Below are 18029 nucleotides of genomic sequence, written 5' to 3'. Positions count from 1 at the left end.
CCCCTCCTGCATCTCTGGGAGGACTCTTCGATGTCACGCACCACCCGTCCGGCCCGACGCGCGCTCGGCGCAGCGCTGGCCGCCGCGACCGCCCTGACCCTCGCGGCCTGCTCCGCGATCGACCCCGGCCCCGACGACGCGACCGACGCGTCGACCGGCACCGTCACCCTCGTCACGCACGACTCGTTCGCGCTGAGCGACGGCCTGATCGAGCAGTTCGAGGAGCAGTCGGGCCTGCAGGTCGAGACCGTCACGCCCGGCGACGGCGGCTCGCTCGTCAACCAGCTCGTCCTGACCAAGGACGCCCCGCTGGGCGACGTGGCGTTCGGGATCGACAACTCGTTCGCGTCCCGGGCGATCGACGCGGGGGTGCTCGCGCCCTACACGTCCGCGGTCCCCGCCGCGGCGGACGCCGAGCAGTACGCCCCCGACGCCTCGGGCTCGCTGACCGCCGTCGACGTGGGCGACGTGTGCCTCAACGTCGACCACGAGTGGTTCGCGGCGCACGGCGTCGCCGAGCCGGTCACGCTCGACGACCTCACGCAGCCCGCGTACCGCGACCTGCTCGTGGTCACGAACGCCGCGACGTCCTCGCCGGGCATGGCGTTCCTGCTCGCGACCGTCGGCGCGTTCGGCGAGGACGGCTGGCAGGGGTACTGGGAGCAGCTGCAGGCCAACGGCGTGAAGGTCGTCGAGAGCTGGTCGGACGCGTACGACGTCGACTTCACGGGCGGCAGCGGGGCGGGCTCGCGCCCGGTCGTGCTGTCCTACGCGTCGTCCCCGCCGTTCACCGTGCCCGAGGGCGGCTCGGAGCCGACCACCGGCGCGCTGCTCGGCACGTGCTTCCGGCAGGTCGAGTACGCGGGCGTGCTCGCGAACGCCGAGAACCCGGAGGGTGCGCAGGCGTTCGTCGACTTCCTGCTCTCGGACGCCGTGCAGGCCGACATCCCGGGGTCGATGTACATGTACCCGGTGAGCAGCGCGGTCGAGCTGCCCGAGGAGTGGGCCCGCTGGGCCCCGCTGTCGGACGCGCCGTTCCAGGTGGCGCCCGCGGACGTCGAGCAGCACCGCGACGAGTGGATCCGGGCATGGACGGACATCGTCACGCGATGACGACCCTCGCGCCGGCGCCGACCACCGCACCGTCGGCACCGGGGCCTGGTCCCGGTGCCCGGCGCGGGGCCGGCGCCGTGCGCGTGCTCGCGTGGGGGCTCGCCGCCGGGATCCCGCTCGTGTTCCTCGGCCTCTTCTTCGCGTGGCCCGTCGTGACGCTCGTCGCGCGCGGCTTCGTCACCGACGGCACGCTCGACCTGTCGGCCTTCGCGGACGTCTTCGCCCGGCAGCGCACGTGGCGCATCATCGGCCTCACGCTCGCGCAGGCGAGCCTCGGGACCGTGATCGCCGTCGTGCTCGGGGTGCCCGGTGCGTACGTGCTGCACCGCTGCCGGTTCCCGGGCCGGGGTGCGGTGCGGGCGTTCGTCACGGTGCCGTTCGTGCTGCCCACGGTCGTGGTCGGTGTCGCGTTCCGCTCGTTGCTGGCCGAGGGCGGGCTGCTGGCCGGGCTGCACCTCGACGGCACCTTCGCGGCGATCGTCGCGGCCCTGGTGTTCTTCAACTACACGATCGTGGTGCGCACGGTCGGCAGCCTGTGGGAGCGGATCGACCCGCGCACCGAGCAGGCCGCCCGTGCCCTCGGCGCGTCGCCCGCCCGGGCGTTCGTGTCCGTGACGCTGCCCGCGCTGGGTCCCGCGATCGCGTCGGCTGCCTCCCTCGTCTTCCTGTTCTGCGCGACGGCCTTCGGCACCGTGCTCGTGCTGGGCGGCCTGCGCTTCGGCACCATCGAGACCGAGATCTGGATCCAGACCACGCAGTTCCTCGACCTGCGCGCCGCGTCGGTGCTGTCGGTGGTGCAGGTCGTGATCGTCGCCGCGGTGCTGGTGGTGGCGGCCCGCGCACGGCGCACCCGCGAGCGCGCGCTGAACCTCGCCGAGCCCGTCGACGGCACCCGGCCGCTGCGGCTGCGCAGCGCCCCCGACGCGGTGGCCGCGGCGGTCACCGCCCTGGTCGTGGTGCTGCTCGCGCTCCCGCTCGTCTCGCTCGTGGTGCGCTCGCTGCGCACCCCCACCGGCTGGGGGCTCGACAACTACGTGAACCTGGGGACCACCGGCGGCCCCAACGCCCTGACGGTCACGGTGTGGGAGGCGGCGGTCAACTCGCTGCGCATCGCGGTCGACGTGACTGTGCTCGCCGTGGTGGTGGGCGGGCTCGTCGCGCTGGTCGTCTCACGCCGGCCGCGACGCCGTGCCGGGCGACGTGCGGTCTCGCTGCTCGACGCCGTGTTCATGCTGCCGCTCGGCGTCTCCGCGGTCACGGTCGGCTTCGGCTTCCTGCTGACGCTCGACCACCCGTTCGGCCTCGACGTGGACCTGCGCCGCAGCGCGCTGCTGGTGCCGATCGCGCAGGCAGTCGTCGCGGTGCCGATCGTGGTCCGCACCGTGCTGCCCGTGCTGCGCGCGATCGACCCGCGGCTGCGCGAGGCCGCGGCGACCCTCGGTGCCGGTCCGGGCCGGGTGCTCGCGTCGGTCGACGTCCCGATGGCGGCGCGGTCGCTGGGGCTCGCGGTCGGGTTCGCGTTCGCGGTCTCGCTGGGGGAGTTCGGTGCGACGTCGTTCCTGGCCCGCCCGGACCGGCCCACGCTGCCGGTCGTCATCTTCCGGCTCATCGGGCGCCCGGGGGCCGAGAACCACGGCATGGCGCTCGCGGCGTCGGTGCTGCTCGCCCTGCTCACCGCAGGGATCATGGCCACGGCCGAGAGGTTGCGCGGCCCCGCAGGAGGAGGCGAGCTCTGATGGACGGGCTCACGATCGACGCTGTCAGCGTCCGGTACGGCGACGTCCGCCGCGGCTCACCCGCCCAGGCCCCGCCCGCTGTCGACGCTGTGAGCCTCGACGTCGCGCGCGGCGAGGTGCTCGCGCTGCTGGGCCCGTCGGGCTGCGGCAAGTCGAGCCTGCTGCGCGCCGTCGCCGGGCTCGAGCCGCTCGCTGCGGGCACGGTGTCCTGGGACGGCGCGGACCTGGCCGGGGTGCCGGTGCACCGCCGCGGCTTCGGGCTGATGTTCCAGGACGGGCAGCTCTTCCCGCACCGCGACGTGGGCGGCAACGTCGCGTTCGGCCTGCGCACGGCCGGCGTGCCGCGTGCGGAGCGGGAGGCGCGCGTCGCCGAGCTGCTCGACGTGGTGGGTCTCGCGGGCTACGCGCGGCGCGGCGTCGCGACGCTCTCGGGCGGTGAGCGCCAACGGGTCGCCCTCGCGCGGGCCCTGGCGCCCCGGCCGCGGCTGCTGCTGCTCGACGAGCCGCTCTCGGCGCTCGACCGCGCGTTGCGCGAACGGCTCGCGGACGACCTGCGGGCGGCGCTGCTGGCCACGGGCACGACGGCGCTGTTCGTGACGCACGACCACGACGAGGCGTCGACCGTCGGCGACCGCGTCGGCGTGATGGGTGGGGGCCGGCTGCTGCAGGTCGCCCCGCCTGCCGAGCTGTGGCGCGCACCGGCCACACGTGAGGTCGCCGAGTTCCTGGGGTACGAGGCCTTCGTGGCCGCGGGGTCGCCCGTGGGCACCGCGTTGACGGGGGCGGTCGTCTCGGGCGCGGGGCGGACGACGGAGACCGTCGGCGCGGGTGCGGCGTCGGTCCTCGCCCTCGCCCCGGGTGCGCTGGTCCTGGCGCCGGACGCGGCCGGCGCGGTCGTGCGGGGCGAGGTCCTCGGGGTCGCGTTCCGGCGCGGGCACGCCGAGCTCGCTGTGCGCGTCGAGGGCGTCGGGCACGTGACGGCCGTCGCCCCCGCGGGCGCGACGTGCGCGCCGGGCGAGCACGCGGCGTTCGCGCTCGACGCCGGGTCGGTGGCGTTCCTGCGCTGACTCGCGGCCCGGCTGGGCGAGACGCGAGGCCTGTCCGGGTGTGACGCAGTTCGCACCTTCCGGACAGGCCGTCGGTCGCGCCCCGGGCTACGGTCGGTAGAACACCGCCGTGGCCCGACTGCCCCGGCGTGAGGGGCGAGGTGAGTGAGCATGGTCGTCGGGATCGAGCACCGCGAGATCGTCGCGATGGACGTCGGCGTGCCCGCCGACGTGCTGTGGCACCACCTGCGTGACCCTGAGCTGGTGCGGCGCTGGTTCGGCTTCGAGCGCGAGGGTCTCGCCGACGAGATCCACGAGATGTTCGAGGTGCGCGCGAGCGCGTCGGAGACCTCGTCGGTCGACGGGCACCCGGTGCGGACGCTCACGTGGCCGCGCGGTGACCGTGCCGTCGTCACGTCCGTGCCGCACGAGTCGCACCAGCGGTCGCACCTGTCGATCCAGCGGCGCAGCCACGACGGCCTCACGACGTTCGACGGCGTGCAGGACCCGCGGGACGAGGCCTGGCTCGCGGGCGCGAACCAGCTCAAGTTCGCGCTCGAGGAGTACCCGGGGCTGGGGCGCCGCACCGTCGTCATGCGCGACATGGACGCGGGCACGCTGCACGACCGGCTGCTGGACCGGCTCGGGCTGCACGGTCTGCGCGGGGTGCCGGTGGGTGGCCACGTCCAGACCACCCTGCCCGACGGCTCACGCGTGGGCGGCACGCTGGCCTACAAGAGCCAGTACCAGGTCGGTCTGCGGCTGCTCGGCACGAAGTCGGCGATGCTCGTGCTCCTGGAGACCCCGGCGGCGGCCCGCCCCCCGCACGGTCTGGTGACCGCTGTGCTCTCGCTCTACGACGTGTCCGACGCCGAGGTCGCGAGCGTCCTGGACCGGTGGTCGCAGTGGTGGGGCATGGCTGCCGCCGCCTCGACGACCGCGAGCCCCCGGCGCACGCGGGTCAGCTGAGACCGGTTTCGTCGTCCGGCGTTCCGGGGTCGGTCACGCGCGTCTGAGCGGCGCCTGGGCGCCCGCTCGGCGTGCAGGTCCGTCGTTGCTGGAGTCCACTGGAGGGTGAGTGGGGGCGGTTTCCGCCTCCAGAGTTGAGCGGACCAGACTCAATATTGAGCCCCGGGATTTGCGTGGGCCGCGTCGAGCGCGCAGACTTGAGCCCAGCAGACTCAAGGCATCTCCGTGGTGGTGGCACACCGCCCCGGGGAACACGCACCCACAAGGAAGAAGGCGCACGCTCATGGCTCGAGCAGTAGGCATCGACCTCGGCACCACCAACTCGGTGGTCTCGGTCCTGGAGGGCGGCGAGCCCACCGTCATCGCCAACGCCGAGGGCTCGCGCACGACCCCGTCGGTCGTCGCGTTCTCCAAGACCGGTGAGGTCCTCGTCGGGGAGGTCGCCAAGCGTCAGGCCGTGACCAACGTCGACCGCACGATCACCTCGGTCAAGCGCCACATGGGCACCGACTGGTCCGTGGACATCGACGGCAAGCAGTACAACGCGCAGGAGATCTCCGCGCGCATCCTCGGCAAGCTCAAGCGCGACGCCGAGGAGTACCTGGGCGAGCCCGTCACCGACGCTGTCATCACCGTCCCGGCCTACTTCAACGACGCCGAGCGCCAGGCCACGAAGGACGCCGGGCAGATCGCCGGCCTCAACGTGCTGCGCATCGTCAACGAGCCGACCGCCGCGGCCCTCGCCTACGGGCTCGAGCGCGGCAAGGAGGACGAGCTCATCCTCGTCTTCGACCTCGGCGGCGGCACGTTCGACGTGTCCCTCCTCGAGGTCGGCAAGGACGACGACTTCTCCACGATCGAGGTCCGCGCGACCTCGGGCGACAACCGCCTGGGTGGCGACGACTGGGACAACCGGATCGTCGAGCACCTCATCAAGGAGGTCAAGAACTCCACGGGCGTCGACCTGTCCAAGGACAAGATCGCCCTGCAGCGTCTGCGCGAGGCCGCCGAGCAGGCCAAGAAGGAGCTCTCGTCCGCGACGAGCACCAACATCTCGATGCAGTACCTGTCGATGAGCGAGAACGGTCCGGTCCACCTGGACAGCAAGCTCACGCGCGCGCAGTTCCAGCAGATGACCGCTGACCTGCTCGACCGCACCAAGGCGCCGTTCCACGCCGTGATCCGCGACGCGGGCATCAAGCTCGCCGACATCGACCACGTCATCCTCGTGGGCGGCTCGACCCGCATGCCCGCCGTGACGGACCTGGTCAAGGAGCTCACGGGCGGCAAGGAGCCCAACAAGGGCGTCAACCCGGACGAGGTCGTCGCGATCGGCGCCGCGCTCCAGGCCGGTGTCATCAAGGGTGAGCGCAAGGACGTGCTGCTCATCGACGTCACCCCCCTGAGCCTCGGCATCGAGACCAAGGGCGGCGTGATGACCAAGCTCATCGAGCGCAACACGGCCATCCCGACCAAGCGCTCGGAGATCTTCTCCACGGCCGAGGACAACCAGCCGTCGGTGCTCATCCAGGTCTTCCAGGGCGAGCGCGAGTTCGCCCGCGACAACAAGCCGCTCGGCACGTTCGAGCTCACCGGCATCGCCCCGGCCCCGCGCGGGGTCCCGCAGATCGAGGTCACGTTCGACATCGACGCGAACGGCATCGTGCACGTCTCCGCGAAGGACCGCGGCACGGGCAAGGAGCAGTCGATGACGATCACCGGCGGCTCGGCGCTGCCGAAGGACGAGATCGACCGCATGGTCAAGGAGGCCGAGGAGCACGCCGCGCAGGACAAGGCGCGCCGTGAGGAGGCCGAGACCCGCAACTCCGCCGAGCAGCTCGTCTACTCGACCGAGAAGCTGCTCGCCGACAACGGCGACAAGCTGTCCGACGACGTCAAGACCGAGGTCCAGTCCGCGATCGACGAGCTCAAGACCGCGCTCGAGGGCGAGGACGTCTCGGCCGTCAAGGCCAAGCACGAGCAGCTCGTCACGGCCGGCCAGAAGATCGGCGAGGCGCTGTACTCGTCCGACCAGGCCGGCGCGGCCGCCGGTGCCGGCGCGGCGGGCGAGGCCCCGTCCGACAGCTCCTCGGCCGCGAGCGACGAGGACGTCGTCGACGCGGAGATCGTGGACGAGGACGAGTCCAAGTGAGCGAGCACGAGGCCCACGCCGGGGGAGAGGGTCAGCCCGACTCCTCCGGCGAGGGCGCGCCCCGGTTCACCGACAAGCGGCGCGTCGACCCCGAGACGGGTCAGGTGCGCGAGCCCCACGAGCCCCAGGAGGGCGGCGAGCACGACCCGCTCGCGGGGCTCGACGCCGAGGCCGACGCGCACACGGTCGAGGCGCTCGTCGCGGCCGAGGCCCTCGCGGCCGAACGCCTCGAGGAGCTCCAGCGCGCGAACGCGGCGTACTACAACGTCGAGCAGCAGTACTCGAACTACGTCAAGCGCTCCAAGGCCGAGGCGGCCGTCGCCCGGGACCGCGGGGTCGCCGAGGTGGCCGAGTCGCTCATCTCGGTGCTCGACGACATCGAGCTCGCGCGTCAGCACGGCGACCTGACCGGTCCGTTCCTGTCGATCTCGGAGAAGCTCGAGAGCACGCTGAGCCGGTTCGGCATCGTCCGCTACGGGGCCGTCGGGGAGGTCTTCGACCCGAACGTGCACGAGGCGCTCATGCACTCCCACTCGGCCGAGGTCAGCGAGCCGACCGTCTCCAACGTCCTGCAGCCCGGGTACCGGGCGGGTGACCGCATCCTGCGGGCCGCCCGCGTGGCGGTCGTCGACCCGGATGCCTGAGTCGCCGCGCAGCGGCGCACCGGGCGCACGATGAGCGGGAGGGAGGCGCCGTGAGCGGCCAGGACTGGCTCGAGAAGGACTACTACGCCGTGCTCGGCGTCCCCAAAGGGGCCGACCAGGCGGAGATCAAGAAGGCGTACCGCAAGCTCGCCCGCAAGATGCACCCGGACCACAACCCGGGTGACGCGAGCGCCGAGGCGAAGTTCAAGGAGGTCGGAGAGGCCTACTCGGTCCTCTCCGACCCCGAGCAGCGCCAGCAGTACGACCAGCTGCGGGCCATGGCCACCGGCACCCGCTTCTCGGGTGCCGGTGGTGGCCGTGGCGGTGGTGCGGGCTTCGAGGACCTCTTCGGGGGCGGCTTCGGTGGCGGTGGCCAGCGCGTGCGCTTCTCGACGGGCGGTCGCGGTGGCGGCGGCCAGGAGATGCCCGAGGGCTTCGAGGACATCCTCGGGGGCCTGTTCGGCGGGGGTGGCGGCGGCTTCGGCGGCTTCGGCGGGGGCGCACGCGGCCCCCGCCCGGGCGCCGACCTCGAGGCCGTCACCACCCTGCCGTTCCGGCAGGCCACCGAGGGGTCGACGATCTCGCTCAACGTCGAGGGCCGCACCGTGAACGCCCGCATCCCCGCGGGCGTGCACGACGGCCAGAAGATCCGGCTGCGCGGCAAGGGCCGGCCCGGCGAGAACGGCGGCCCCGCCGGCGACCTCGTCGTGACGGTCCGCGTGACCGCGCACCCCGTGTTCACGCTCGAGGCCAACAACCTGCGTGTGACCGTGCCCGTCTCGTTCGACGAGGCGGCGCTCGGGGCGCAGATCGACGTCCCGACGCTCGACGGGTCGTCCGTGCGGGTCAAGGTCCCCGCGGGCACCCCCTCGGGGCGCACCCTGCGCGTCAAGGGACGCGGCATCACCACGACCAAGGGCACGGGCGACCTGCTCGTGACCGTGCAGGTCGTCGTGCCGCAGAAGCTCGCGGGCGACGCGAAGCAGGCGGTCGAGGCGTTCGCCGCGGCGACGTCGGGCGAGGACGTGCGTGCCGACCTCAAGGTGCGTGCGCAGGCATGATCACCAGGACCACCGGAACCACCTGAGGGGCGGAGGGGCGAGACATGCTGGCGGACGACGCGAAGGTGTACGTGATCTCGGTCGCGGCCGAGCTCGCGGGCATGCACCCGCAGACGCTGCGGCAGTACGACCGGCTGGGCATCGTCTCGCCCCGACGCACCCGGGGCCGTGGTCGCCGCTACTCGTGGCGGGACATCGAGCAGCTCCGCGAGGTGCAGCGCCTCTCGCAGGACGAGGGGGTCAACCTCGCGGGCATCAAGCGCATCCTCGACCTCGAGTCGGAGGTCGAGCGGCTCACCGAGCAGGTCGAGTACCTGCGCTCGTTCGCCGAGCCGGGCCGGCGGGTCTTCACCGCCGGCCCCACGGGCGACGTCATCGCTGTGCGCCGCGGTCAGCGGGCCCGCGTCGGGGAGCAGCGCAGCACCGGCGGGGCCATCGTCCTGTGGCGCCCGAGCCGGCGCACGGACATCACCTACCGCTGACCCGCCGCGCGGCCCGCCGCGCCCCCGGTCAGTCGAGGGGCTCGGTCCAGAGGTAGACGTGCAGGTCCTCGCGCTGGGCGGTGGTGGCCACGTCGACGATGTCGGCGAGCATCACCGCGAGCTCCTCAGCGGTCGCGTCGAGCTCGCCGGTCGCGGCCCACCGGGCGGCGATGTCGGTCAGGGCGTCGGGCTCCTCGGTGCGGCCGATCTCCGCGAGCAGCTCCACCAGGAACGGCGGCAGCTCGGCGAGGTTCTCGTGGTCCAGGTCGACCTCCTCGAGCTCGAGGTCGCCCGTGCCGAAGCGCACCACCTCGGCGGCGATCTCCCCGAGGGTCTCGAGGTCGCCCGGGGTGATCGCGGTGAGCTCGACGTGCGCCCGGGCGTCGGGCACCTCGCCGGCGTCGAGCGCTGCGGTGCGGGCGAGGGCGGACGAGTGGTCTGCTGCGAACAGCTCGCTGAGATCGGCCATGGGCCCACTCTGGCACCTCGCCGCGGGCGGGCACGTCGATCGCTGCGGCGCGTCCGGGAGGTCCGTTCGGGTGATGTCGCGCACAGGTCTGCGGGACTCGTCGGGCGCAGCTGGCTACCGCCCGTGTCAGGGCGCTGTCAGGTGGTGTCGGCGCGCTGTCGCCGGCCCCGTCGAGGCTCGTCGTCATGAGCCGATCCGACCTGATCATCGAGGCGCAAGGCCTCACCAAGTCCTTCGGGCAGACCCACGCCCTGCGTGGGATCGACCTGTCCGTCGCACGTGGACGCATCCTGGGAGTCCTGGGCCCCAACGGGGCCGGGAAGACGACCGCCGTCCGCATCCTCGCGACACTGCTCGAACCCGACGCGGGTGTGGCACGCGTCGGCGGGTACGACGTCGTCCGCCAGGCGAGCCGCGTCCGGCAGATCGTGGGCCTGACCGGGCAGTACGCGTCGGTCGACGAGGACCTGTCCGGGCGGCAGAACCTGGTGCTGTTCGGGCGCATGCTCGACCTGCGACCGCCGCAGGCCCGGGACCGTGCGGCCGAGCTGCTCGAGTGGTTCGACCTGACCGAGAGCGCCGACCGCGTGGTCAAGACCTACTCGGGGGGCATGCGCCGCCGCCTCGACCTGGCCGCGAGCCTCGTCGGTCGCCCTCAGGTCGTCTTCCTCGACGAGCCCACGACCGGGCTCGACCCGACCAAGCGCGAGGACATGTGGGGGGTCGTCCGCTCGCTCGTCGCGGAAGGGTCGACCGTCCTGCTGACCACGCAGTACCTGGACGAGGCGGACGCCCTCGCCGACGAGATCACCGTGATCGACCACGGCCGCGTGATCGCGCACGACACCCCCGACGGCCTCAAGCGGGTCGTCGGCGGCCAGACGCTCACGGTCCGACCGCTCGACGCGGCCCGGCTCCCGGAGGTCGCCACCCTGCTCGGCGCGGTCTCGAGCGGCGCCCGCGCCGACGAGTCCCGCAAGGGCGTGCTGTCGGTCCCCGTCGCGGACGACACAGCCCTCGCCGCCACGGTCGCCCGCCTGGACGCCGCCGGGATCGCCGTCATCGAGCTGTCCCTGCACCTGCCCAGCCTGGACGAGGTGTTCTTCACGCTCACGGGCCGTCCGACGGACACCCACCAGCAGCCCACCACCGAGGAGGCGGCATGACCACCGCAGCGCCCACCCGTTCCGTTCTCCCGCCCGGCGCCTCGGCCACCGGCCCCGAGGGTGACCACCTGACGACCCGGCCCCGGCCGTTCCCGCTGGTGCGGCACTCGCTCGCGCTGGCCGGCCGCAGCCTCGTCAAGACCCGGCGCACACCCGAGGCCCTGATCGACGTGACCCTGCAGCCGGTGCTCATCATGGTGACCTTCGTCTACATCTTCGGGGCGTCGATCGCGGGCTCGACGCACGACTACCTGCAGTACCTGCTGCCGGGGATCCTCGCGCAGAGCATCGCGCAGGGGGCCGTCTCGATCGGCGTGAACCTCAACAGCGACCTCGAGAAGGGCATCTTCGACAGGTTCCGGTCGCTCCCGATCCCCCGGTCGGCACCGCTGGTCGGCGCCGTCCTGGGCGACGTGGTGCGTTACGTGATCGTGGCCGTGGTGACGATCGGCTTCGGCTACGTGATGGGGTTCCGGATCGGCACGGACCCGCTCAGCATGCTGGCCGGCTGTGCGCTCGCGGTGCTGTTCGCGCTGAGCCTGAGCTGGGTGTCGGTCTTCGTCGGCATGAAGGCCCGGACCTCCGGGTCGGTGCAGGGGATGATGTTCATGCTGCTGATGCCGCTCAGCTTCGCGTCGAACATCTTCGTGGACCCCACCTCGCTTCCCGGCTGGATGCAGGGATTCGTCGACGCCAACCCGCTGAGCCACCTCGTGGGGGCGATGCGGGCGCTGTTCCTCGGCGGTCCGGCCGGTCCGGACGTGCTGTGGACGCTCGGGTGGTGCGTGGGTCTCGTGGCGGTCTTCCTGCCGCTCGCCATGCGCGCCTACCGCAAGCGGGTCTGAGCACCGGGTCAGGCGTCAGTCCTGCGGGACTCCGGTGAGCAAGGCGGTGAGGCGCTCCAGCGCCTCACCGCTGCTCAGTGCCCGGGCCCGGGCCAGCGCGGCCTCGGCCTCGGGGCCGCGTGGTGCGGCGAGCAGCTTGTCCGCGAGGTCGTCGCCCAGCAGGTACGACAGGTTGACGCCGATCCGGGAGCACACCGCCCACAGCTCACGGCCGCCGTCGACGTCGCCGGAGAGGTTGGCCTGCGTCGCGAGAGCGAACCCCACCAGCGCCAGGGCGGGCACGTCGTGCAGCGGGAGGGCGCGCTCCAGGGCGTCCGCGAGCAGCGCGTCCGTGTCGAGTCCGGCGTGCAGCCGGATGACGGCCGCGACGACCTCGTAGAGCACCTCGGTCTGGCCCATCGTGCCGTGCGTGACCCGCACCGCCCCCAGTGCGCGGTCGGCGTGCGCGACGGCCTCGGGCCAACGGGACTCGTCCGCCGCGATCACCGCGAGCCCGAGCTCGGCGGAAGCGCGCACGTCCGGGTCGGTCGTCGTGGCTGCGGCCGCCTCGAGCGCCGCACGTGCGTCGGGCGCCCCGGCGATGGCCCTGCGGACCTCGAGCATCAGCCGGGCACTGCGGGCGTCCTGGTGCGCGCCGACGAGGTCGAGGTTCTCCGCGGCGCGCCGCAGCCACACCTCGACCGCGGGCGTTCCCGGTCGAGTGGGCAACCTGCTCGCCGCCAGAGCGGTGAATCCCATGCCCCAGCGGTTCCCGGTCTGCTCGAACAGCGTGTACGCCGCGACCGCGTCGTCGAGGCTACGGGCGGGATCCCCGATGTTCTCCCGCAGGGTGGACGACAGCAAGAGTCCGACCGCGCGCAGCGCGGGGTCGGGGTCTGTCAGCAACGGCCCCGGCACCGCGAGGTCGCCGTCTGTGCCCTGCGGCCGCTGGACGGCGCGCACGAGCGACTCGACCGGGTGGGAGAGTGACTGCGCGGCGAGCAGCCGACGAGCGATCCGGGTGTGGAGCGCGAGCAGCCGCATGTCGCCCAGGACCAACCCGTTCACGCCCCCGAGCAGCGCTGCGATCGCGACGTGGTCCGCAACGACCCGGGTGGAGCCGGCGGCGGCGCGACAGGTGTCCCCGGAGACCGCGACCGACCGGACCCGCCGCCGGGCATCGGTGGCGTGCAGCAACGACGTGGCCATGTCCACGGCCTCGCGGTGCAGCCCTCTGATCGTCCATGACGTCATCAGGGCAGCGCCGACCGTCAGGGCGGCGCCCTCGTCGCGGTCGGTGGCCCACCGGACCGCGGCCGCGAACGTCTCCTGCTCGAGGTCGGCGCGACGCAGGGCCTCGACCTGGTCGCGCCCGAAGATCGCCCCCAGCGCGGTCGTGGCCTCGGTGACGGTCCATCCGACGAGCCGGTCGAGCGCCGTCGCCCGCTCCACCGAGGCGCCGAGACGCGCCTCGGCGTACTGCCGGACCGTCTCGAGCATCCGGTAGCGCGCCGGACCGGCGCCGTCCTCCTCGAGCGAGAGCAGCGACTGGTCGACGAGCGCCGCGAGCGCGCGCCGCGGATCGACGCCGGGACGTGCGGCCACCGCCGCTGCGGCGGGCGCGGTGAACGGAGCCGGGAGCACCGACAGGTCGGCGAGCGCACCCTGCTCGGCGGGGCTCAGGAGCTGCCAGCTCCAGTCGACCATCGCCCACAGCCCGGCATGCTGGTCGGGCAGAGCGCGCAGCGCGTCGTCGAGCAGGGCGAACCGGTCGCCGAGCCCGCCGAGCACGTCCGCGAGGGGCATCGACCGCAGCCGGGCGGCCGCGAGCTCGAGCGCGAGGGGGAGATGGTCGAGCCGACGGCACAGCTCCTCCGCGATGGTCTCGTCCCACGCGAGCCCGGGACGCACAGCGGTCGCACGCTCCCGCAGGAGTCGGACGGCGTCGGCCTGCCCGAGCGCGGGCAGCGGGTGGACGGACTCCCCGGCGACACCCAGCGGCGCCCGGCTCGTGGCCAGCACCCGCAGGCCGGGGCCTGCCGCCGCGAGCAGGGCGGCCACCGCCGTGGCGACCCCGCTGAGGACCTGCTCGCAGTTGTCCACGACGAGCAGCCCGTCGAGCGTCGACGCGGCGGTGCGCAGCCGCTCCTCGGGGCTCAGCAGCCGTCGGGTCGTCGGGCGGTCGATGTCCGCGACCGACTCGGCCACGCCCAGGGCGTTGAGCAGCGTGGGCAGCACCTGGGCGTCCGAGCGCACCCCGGCCAGCTCGACCGCGCGCACCACCGTGCCGCGCTCGGCCGCACGTCGGGTGACCTCGATCGCGAGCCGGGTCTTGCCGGTGCCGCCGGTCGCGACGACGGTGACCAGCGGATGGCGCTCGAGCGCCCGCTCGACGGCATGCACGTCCTGGTCGCGGCCGACGAGCGGGGTCGTGGTCCGGCGCCACGGTCCGGCCGGGGTCGGGGCCGGTGCCGGTGCGACCGCGGGGGACGGCGCGGGCTGCGCGGGGCTGAGCTCGCCGCGCAGCAGCGCCACGTGCGCGGCCGCGACGACGGGGGACGGGTCGGCGCCGTACTGCTCGGCGAGGTCGTGCCGGAGCCGTTCGACCACGTCCAGCGCCTCGGCCTCCCGCCCCTGGGCAGCGAGCCCGCGGACGAGCAGTGCGACGAGCGGTTCGTCGGGCGGGGTGCCCAGGGCGAGGTGGCGGAGCGTCGTGAGCCCGCTGGGTGCGTCGCCCGCGGCGAGCTCGGCCTCGGTCAGTGCTGCCATCACCTGGGCGTGCAGCCGCCGGTGCTCGGGTCGGGTGTCCGGCCCGAAGTGCGCCGCGGCGGCCACGAGCTCCGGCACGGCCTCGGCCGCGAAGCCGGTGTGCGGTGCGGCCTGCACCCGGGCCAGCAGATCGTGCACCTCGTGCAGGTCGACGTGGGCCCCGTCGAACGCCGCGCGGTACCCGGCGGGTCCAGCGACGACCACCAGACCGAGCCGACGGGTGCGGCTCGCGAGCGCCTGCAGGGCACCCGCCGGGTCCGCCGGTGGGGAGCCGTCCCAGACGGCGTCGGTGAGCGCCGCCGTGCTGACCGGGCGCCCTCGCGCCTCGACGAGAGCGCGCACGAACGCCTCGACCCGCGTGCCGGGGACCGGCCTGCCGTCGATCGTGAGCTCGCCCAGCGCGCTGATCAGCACAGCGGACAGTATCCACCGTGCGTCCGGGGGTCCGTTCGGGTGATGTCGCGCACAGGTGCGCCGGACACGCCGGGGGCTGCCTGCTGCGGCGCGCGGGACGAACCGGACGACGGCCTGTGGAGGAGGTTGTGGAGGGCGCTGTGAGGGTGTCTGTGGACGGCTGAGAAGGTGCAGGTCGGGGGCCGTGTCAGACCCCCGGACTACCCTGGAGTTGTCCACAGGGGTGAAGAACGACACGCGTGTAAGCACAACCGCTAGTGGTGCAGGCAATCACTGACCACTAGGTGTAGTGTCGAACACCTCGCCGCGGGCAGTCCGCGGGTTTCTGAACGTGGGGGAGCCACGATGTCGATCACGGTCTACAGCAAGCCGTCGTGCGTGCAGTGCACCGCCACTTACCGTGCGCTGGACAAGGCCGGTTTCGCGTACGAGATCGTGGACATCAGCCAGGACTCCGCCGCCCGCGACTACGTCGTGTCGCTCGGCCACATGCAGGCGCCCGTCGTGGTCGCCGACGGCGAGCACTGGTCGGGCTACCGCCCCGACCAGATCAAGGCTCTTGTCGAGCGTGCCGCCGTCGCGGTCTGACGGCCGCGCGGCCCTCGGGGCGCACCGCTCGACCTGACCGACCCGAGGCGAGGGAGCCGCACCATGAGCTCACTGGTCTACTTCTCCAGCGCATCGGAGAACACCCACCGGTTCGTCGAGCGTCTCGGACTCCCGGCGCAGCGCATCCCGCTGACGCCCAAGCAGCCCTTCCTGCACGTGCGTGAACCGTACGTGCTCGTGGTCCCCACCTACGGCGGGGGCAACGAGGGCGGTGCAGTACCCCGGCAGGTGGTCAAGTTCCTCAACGACGAGGGCAACCGCTCGCTCATCCGTGGCGTCATCGCCGCGGGGAACACGAACTTCGGCGAGGCGTACTGCATCGCGGGGGACATCATCGCGGCCAAGTGCCACGTCCCCTACCTGTACGGCTTCGAGCTCCTGGGAACGACTGAGGACGTCATCCGCGTCCGCGAAGGGTTGGGAAGATTTTGGCGACGACAGTCACAGATTCCGGCGTAGAGGCGGGGCTCGACTACCACGCGCTCAACGCCATGCTGAATCTCTACGGCCCGAACGGCGAGATCCAGTTCGACAAGGACCGTGAAGCCGCGCGGCAGTACTTCCTGCAGCACGTCAACCAGAACACCGTCTTCTTCCACGACCTCGCGGAGAAGCTCGAGTACCTGGTCGAGAACAAGTACTACGAGCCCGAGGTGCTGGCGCAGTACGACGCCGCGTTCGTCAAGAGCCTCTTCGAGCACGCGTACTCCAAGAAGTTCCGCTTCCAGTCGTTCCTGGGCGCGTTCAAGTACTACACGTCGTACACGCTCAAGACGTTCGACGGGAAGCGGTACCTCGAGCGCTTCGAGGACCGCGTCTGCATGGTCGCGCTCACCCTCGCGGCCGGCGACGAGGCCTTCGCGACGCAGATGGTCGACGAGATCATCTCGGGCCGGTTCCAGCCGGCGACCCCCACGTTCCTCAACTCGGGCAAGGCGCAGCGCGGCGAGGCCGTCTCGTGCTTCCTGCTCCGCATCGAGGACAACATGGAGTCGATCGCCCGCGGCATCAACTCCTCGCTGCAGCTGTCCAAGCGCGGCGGCGGCGTGGCGCTCCTGCTCAGCAACATCCGTGAGCACGGCGCGCCCATCAAGCACATCGAGAACCAGTCGTCGGGCGTCATCCCCGTCATGAAGCTGCTCGAGGACTCGTTCTCGTACGCCAACCAGCTCGGGGCGCGCCAGGGTGCGGGGGCCGTGTACCTGCACGCCCACCACCCCGACATCATGCGGTTCCTCGACACCAAGCGGGAGAACGCGGACGAGAAGATCCGCATCAAGACCCTCTCGCTCGGCGTGGTGATCCCGGACATCACGTTCGAGCTCGCCAAGAAGAACGAGCCGATGTACCTGTTCTCGCCGTACGACGTCGAGCGCGTCTACGGCGTGCCGTTCGCGGACATCTCGGTCTCCGAGAAGTACCACGAGATGGTCGAGGACAAGCGGATCCGCAAGACCAAGATCAACGCCCGCGAGTTCTTCCAGACCCTCGCCGAGCTGCAGTTCGAGTCGGGCTACCCGTACATCATGTTCGAGGACACGGTGAACAAGGCGAACCCGATCAAGGGTCGCATCACCCACTCGAACCTCTGCTCGGAGATCCTGCAGGTCTCGACGCCGTCGACGTACAACGACGACCTGTCGTACGACCACGTCGGCCGCGACATCTCGTGCAACCTCGGCTCGATGAACATCGCCCTCGCGATGGACTCGCCCGACTTCGGCCAGACGGTCGAGACGGCGATCCGTGCGCTGACGGCCGTCTCGGACCAGACCGCCATCGAGTCGGTGCCGTCGGTCAAGCGCGGCAACGACGGCGGCCACGCGATCGGGCTCGGGCAGATGAACCTGCACGGGTACCTGGCGCGCGAGCGGGTGTTCTACGGGTCGGAGGAAGGCCTCGACTTCACGAACATCTACTTCTACACGGTCGCGTACCACGCGATCCGGGCCTCGAACCGGCTCGCGATCGAGCGGGGCCGGGCGTTCGACGGCTTCGCGGACTCGACCTACGCGAGCGGCGCGTACTTCGACAAGTACCTGACCGGCACGTGGGAGCCCAAGACGGCCCGCGTCCGTGAGCTGTTCGAGACGTCGGGCGTGCACATCCCCACGCAGGACGACTGGCGCGCGCTGGCCGCCTCGGTGCGCGAGCACGGGCTGTACAACCAGAACCTGCAGGCCGTGCCGCCCACCGGGTCGATCTCGTACATCAACCACTCGACGTCCTCGATCCACCCCGTCGCGTCGAAGATCGAGATCCGCAAGGAAGGCAAGATCGGGCGCGTCTACTACCCGGCGCCGTTCCTCACGAACGACAACCTGGAGTACTACCAGGACGCGTACGAGATCGGCTACGAGAAGATCATCGACACGTACGCCGAGGCCACGCAGCACGTGGACCAGGGCCTGTCGCTGACGCTGTTCTTCAAGGACACCGCCACGACGCGTGACATCAACAAGGCCCAGATCTACGCCTGGCGCAAGGGCATCAAGACGCTGTACTACATCCGTCTGCGGCAGATGGCCCTCGAGGGCACCGAGGTCGAGGGCTGCGTCTCGTGCATGCTGTGACC

At 72.2% G+C, this 18029-nt stretch carries 15 protein-coding genes; 13 read left to right on the top strand and 2 right to left on the bottom strand.

The window, feature by feature from the left end:
- The first annotated feature begins 30 nt into the window (after nt 1-30).
- From ACGIF2_RS10090 to ACGIF2_RS10055, 8 genes are all read left to right on the top strand, one after another.
- Nucleotides 31-1113, top strand: coding sequence for a thiamine ABC transporter substrate binding subunit (locus ACGIF2_RS10090; protein ID WP_396046134.1), 1083 nt, complete (start codon nt 31-33; stop codon nt 1111-1113).
- Nucleotides 1110-2849 carry an ABC transporter permease gene (locus ACGIF2_RS10085; protein ID WP_396046132.1) on the top strand — a complete coding sequence of 580 codons (1740 nt, stop codon included), beginning with the start codon at nt 1110-1112 and terminating at the stop codon, nt 2847-2849. The genes ACGIF2_RS10090 and ACGIF2_RS10085 overlap by 4 nt, the downstream gene beginning before the upstream one ends.
- Nucleotides 2849-3916 (top strand): ABC transporter ATP-binding protein, encoded by a 1068-nt coding sequence (locus ACGIF2_RS10080; protein ID WP_396046130.1) that lies wholly within the window; start codon nt 2849-2851, stop codon nt 3914-3916. Before ACGIF2_RS10085 ends, ACGIF2_RS10080 begins: the two co-directional genes overlap by 1 nt.
- 150 nt (nt 3917-4066) lie before the next feature.
- Nucleotides 4067-4864: a hypothetical protein gene (locus ACGIF2_RS10075; protein ID WP_396046128.1), complete on the top strand. Its 798-nt coding sequence runs from the start codon at nt 4067-4069 to the stop codon at nt 4862-4864.
- A gap of 283 nt (nt 4865-5147) precedes the next feature.
- The gene (dnaK, locus tag ACGIF2_RS10070) at nt 5148-7016 is read left to right on the top strand and encodes a molecular chaperone DnaK (protein ID WP_396046126.1); all 1869 of its coding nucleotides are present in this window, start codon (nt 5148-5150) and stop codon (nt 7014-7016) included.
- The gene (locus ACGIF2_RS10065) at nt 7013-7660 is read left to right on the top strand and encodes a nucleotide exchange factor GrpE (RefSeq protein ID WP_396046124.1); all 648 of its coding nucleotides are present in this window, start codon (nt 7013-7015) and stop codon (nt 7658-7660) included. Before dnaK ends, ACGIF2_RS10065 begins: the two co-directional genes overlap by 4 nt.
- Before the next feature lie 50 nt (nt 7661-7710).
- Complete coding sequence (locus ACGIF2_RS10060; protein WP_396046122.1) at nt 7711-8721, top strand: DnaJ C-terminal domain-containing protein; 1011 nt, start codon at nt 7711-7713, stop codon at nt 8719-8721.
- A 44-nt stretch (nt 8722-8765) separates the two neighbouring features.
- Nucleotides 8766-9203, top strand: a complete 438-nt coding sequence (locus tag ACGIF2_RS10055) for a heat shock protein transcriptional repressor HspR (RefSeq protein WP_396046120.1) — start codon at nt 8766-8768, stop codon at nt 9201-9203.
- A 28-nt stretch (nt 9204-9231) separates the two neighbouring features.
- On the opposite strand, the gene ACGIF2_RS10050 is transcribed toward ACGIF2_RS10055, so the two are convergent.
- On the bottom strand, nt 9232-9672 hold the full coding sequence (locus ACGIF2_RS10050; RefSeq protein ID WP_396046118.1) for a hypothetical protein: 441 nt from the start codon (nt 9670-9672) through the stop codon (nt 9232-9234).
- 185 nt (nt 9673-9857) lie between these two features.
- Between ACGIF2_RS10050 and ACGIF2_RS10045 the strand changes: the two genes are divergently transcribed.
- Nucleotides 9858-10838, top strand: a complete 981-nt coding sequence (locus ACGIF2_RS10045) for an ATP-binding cassette domain-containing protein (RefSeq protein ID WP_396046116.1) — start codon at nt 9858-9860, stop codon at nt 10836-10838.
- Complete coding sequence (locus ACGIF2_RS10040; RefSeq protein WP_396046114.1) at nt 10835-11683, top strand: ABC transporter permease; 849 nt, start codon at nt 10835-10837, stop codon at nt 11681-11683. The genes ACGIF2_RS10045 and ACGIF2_RS10040 overlap by 4 nt, the downstream gene beginning before the upstream one ends.
- A gap of 15 nt (nt 11684-11698) precedes the next feature.
- Here ACGIF2_RS10040 and ACGIF2_RS10035 read toward each other — a convergent pair whose 3' ends face one another.
- Nucleotides 11699-14845: a BTAD domain-containing putative transcriptional regulator gene (locus ACGIF2_RS10035; protein WP_396046112.1), complete on the bottom strand. Its 3147-nt coding sequence runs from the start codon at nt 14843-14845 to the stop codon at nt 11699-11701.
- A gap of 345 nt (nt 14846-15190) precedes the next feature.
- On the opposite strand from ACGIF2_RS10035, the gene nrdH reads away from it, so the two are divergent.
- From nrdH to nrdE, 3 genes are all read left to right on the top strand, one after another.
- Nucleotides 15191-15433 carry a glutaredoxin-like protein NrdH gene (nrdH, locus tag ACGIF2_RS10030; RefSeq protein ID WP_396046110.1) on the top strand — a complete coding sequence of 81 codons (243 nt, stop codon included), beginning with the start codon at nt 15191-15193 and terminating at the stop codon, nt 15431-15433.
- A gap of 63 nt (nt 15434-15496) precedes the next feature.
- Nucleotides 15497-15913, top strand: a complete 417-nt coding sequence (gene nrdI, locus ACGIF2_RS10025; RefSeq protein WP_396046108.1) for a class Ib ribonucleoside-diphosphate reductase assembly flavoprotein NrdI — start codon at nt 15497-15499, stop codon at nt 15911-15913.
- Nucleotides 15883-18027: a class 1b ribonucleoside-diphosphate reductase subunit alpha gene (nrdE, locus tag ACGIF2_RS10020; protein WP_396046106.1), complete on the top strand. Its 2145-nt coding sequence runs from the start codon at nt 15883-15885 to the stop codon at nt 18025-18027. The genes nrdI and nrdE overlap by 31 nt, the downstream gene beginning before the upstream one ends.
- The last annotated feature ends 2 nt before the right edge of the window (nt 18028-18029 follow it).

The organism is Cellulomonas sp. P22 (assembly GCF_044392165.1).
This window is presented reverse-complemented; position numbering and strand designations above follow the sequence as displayed.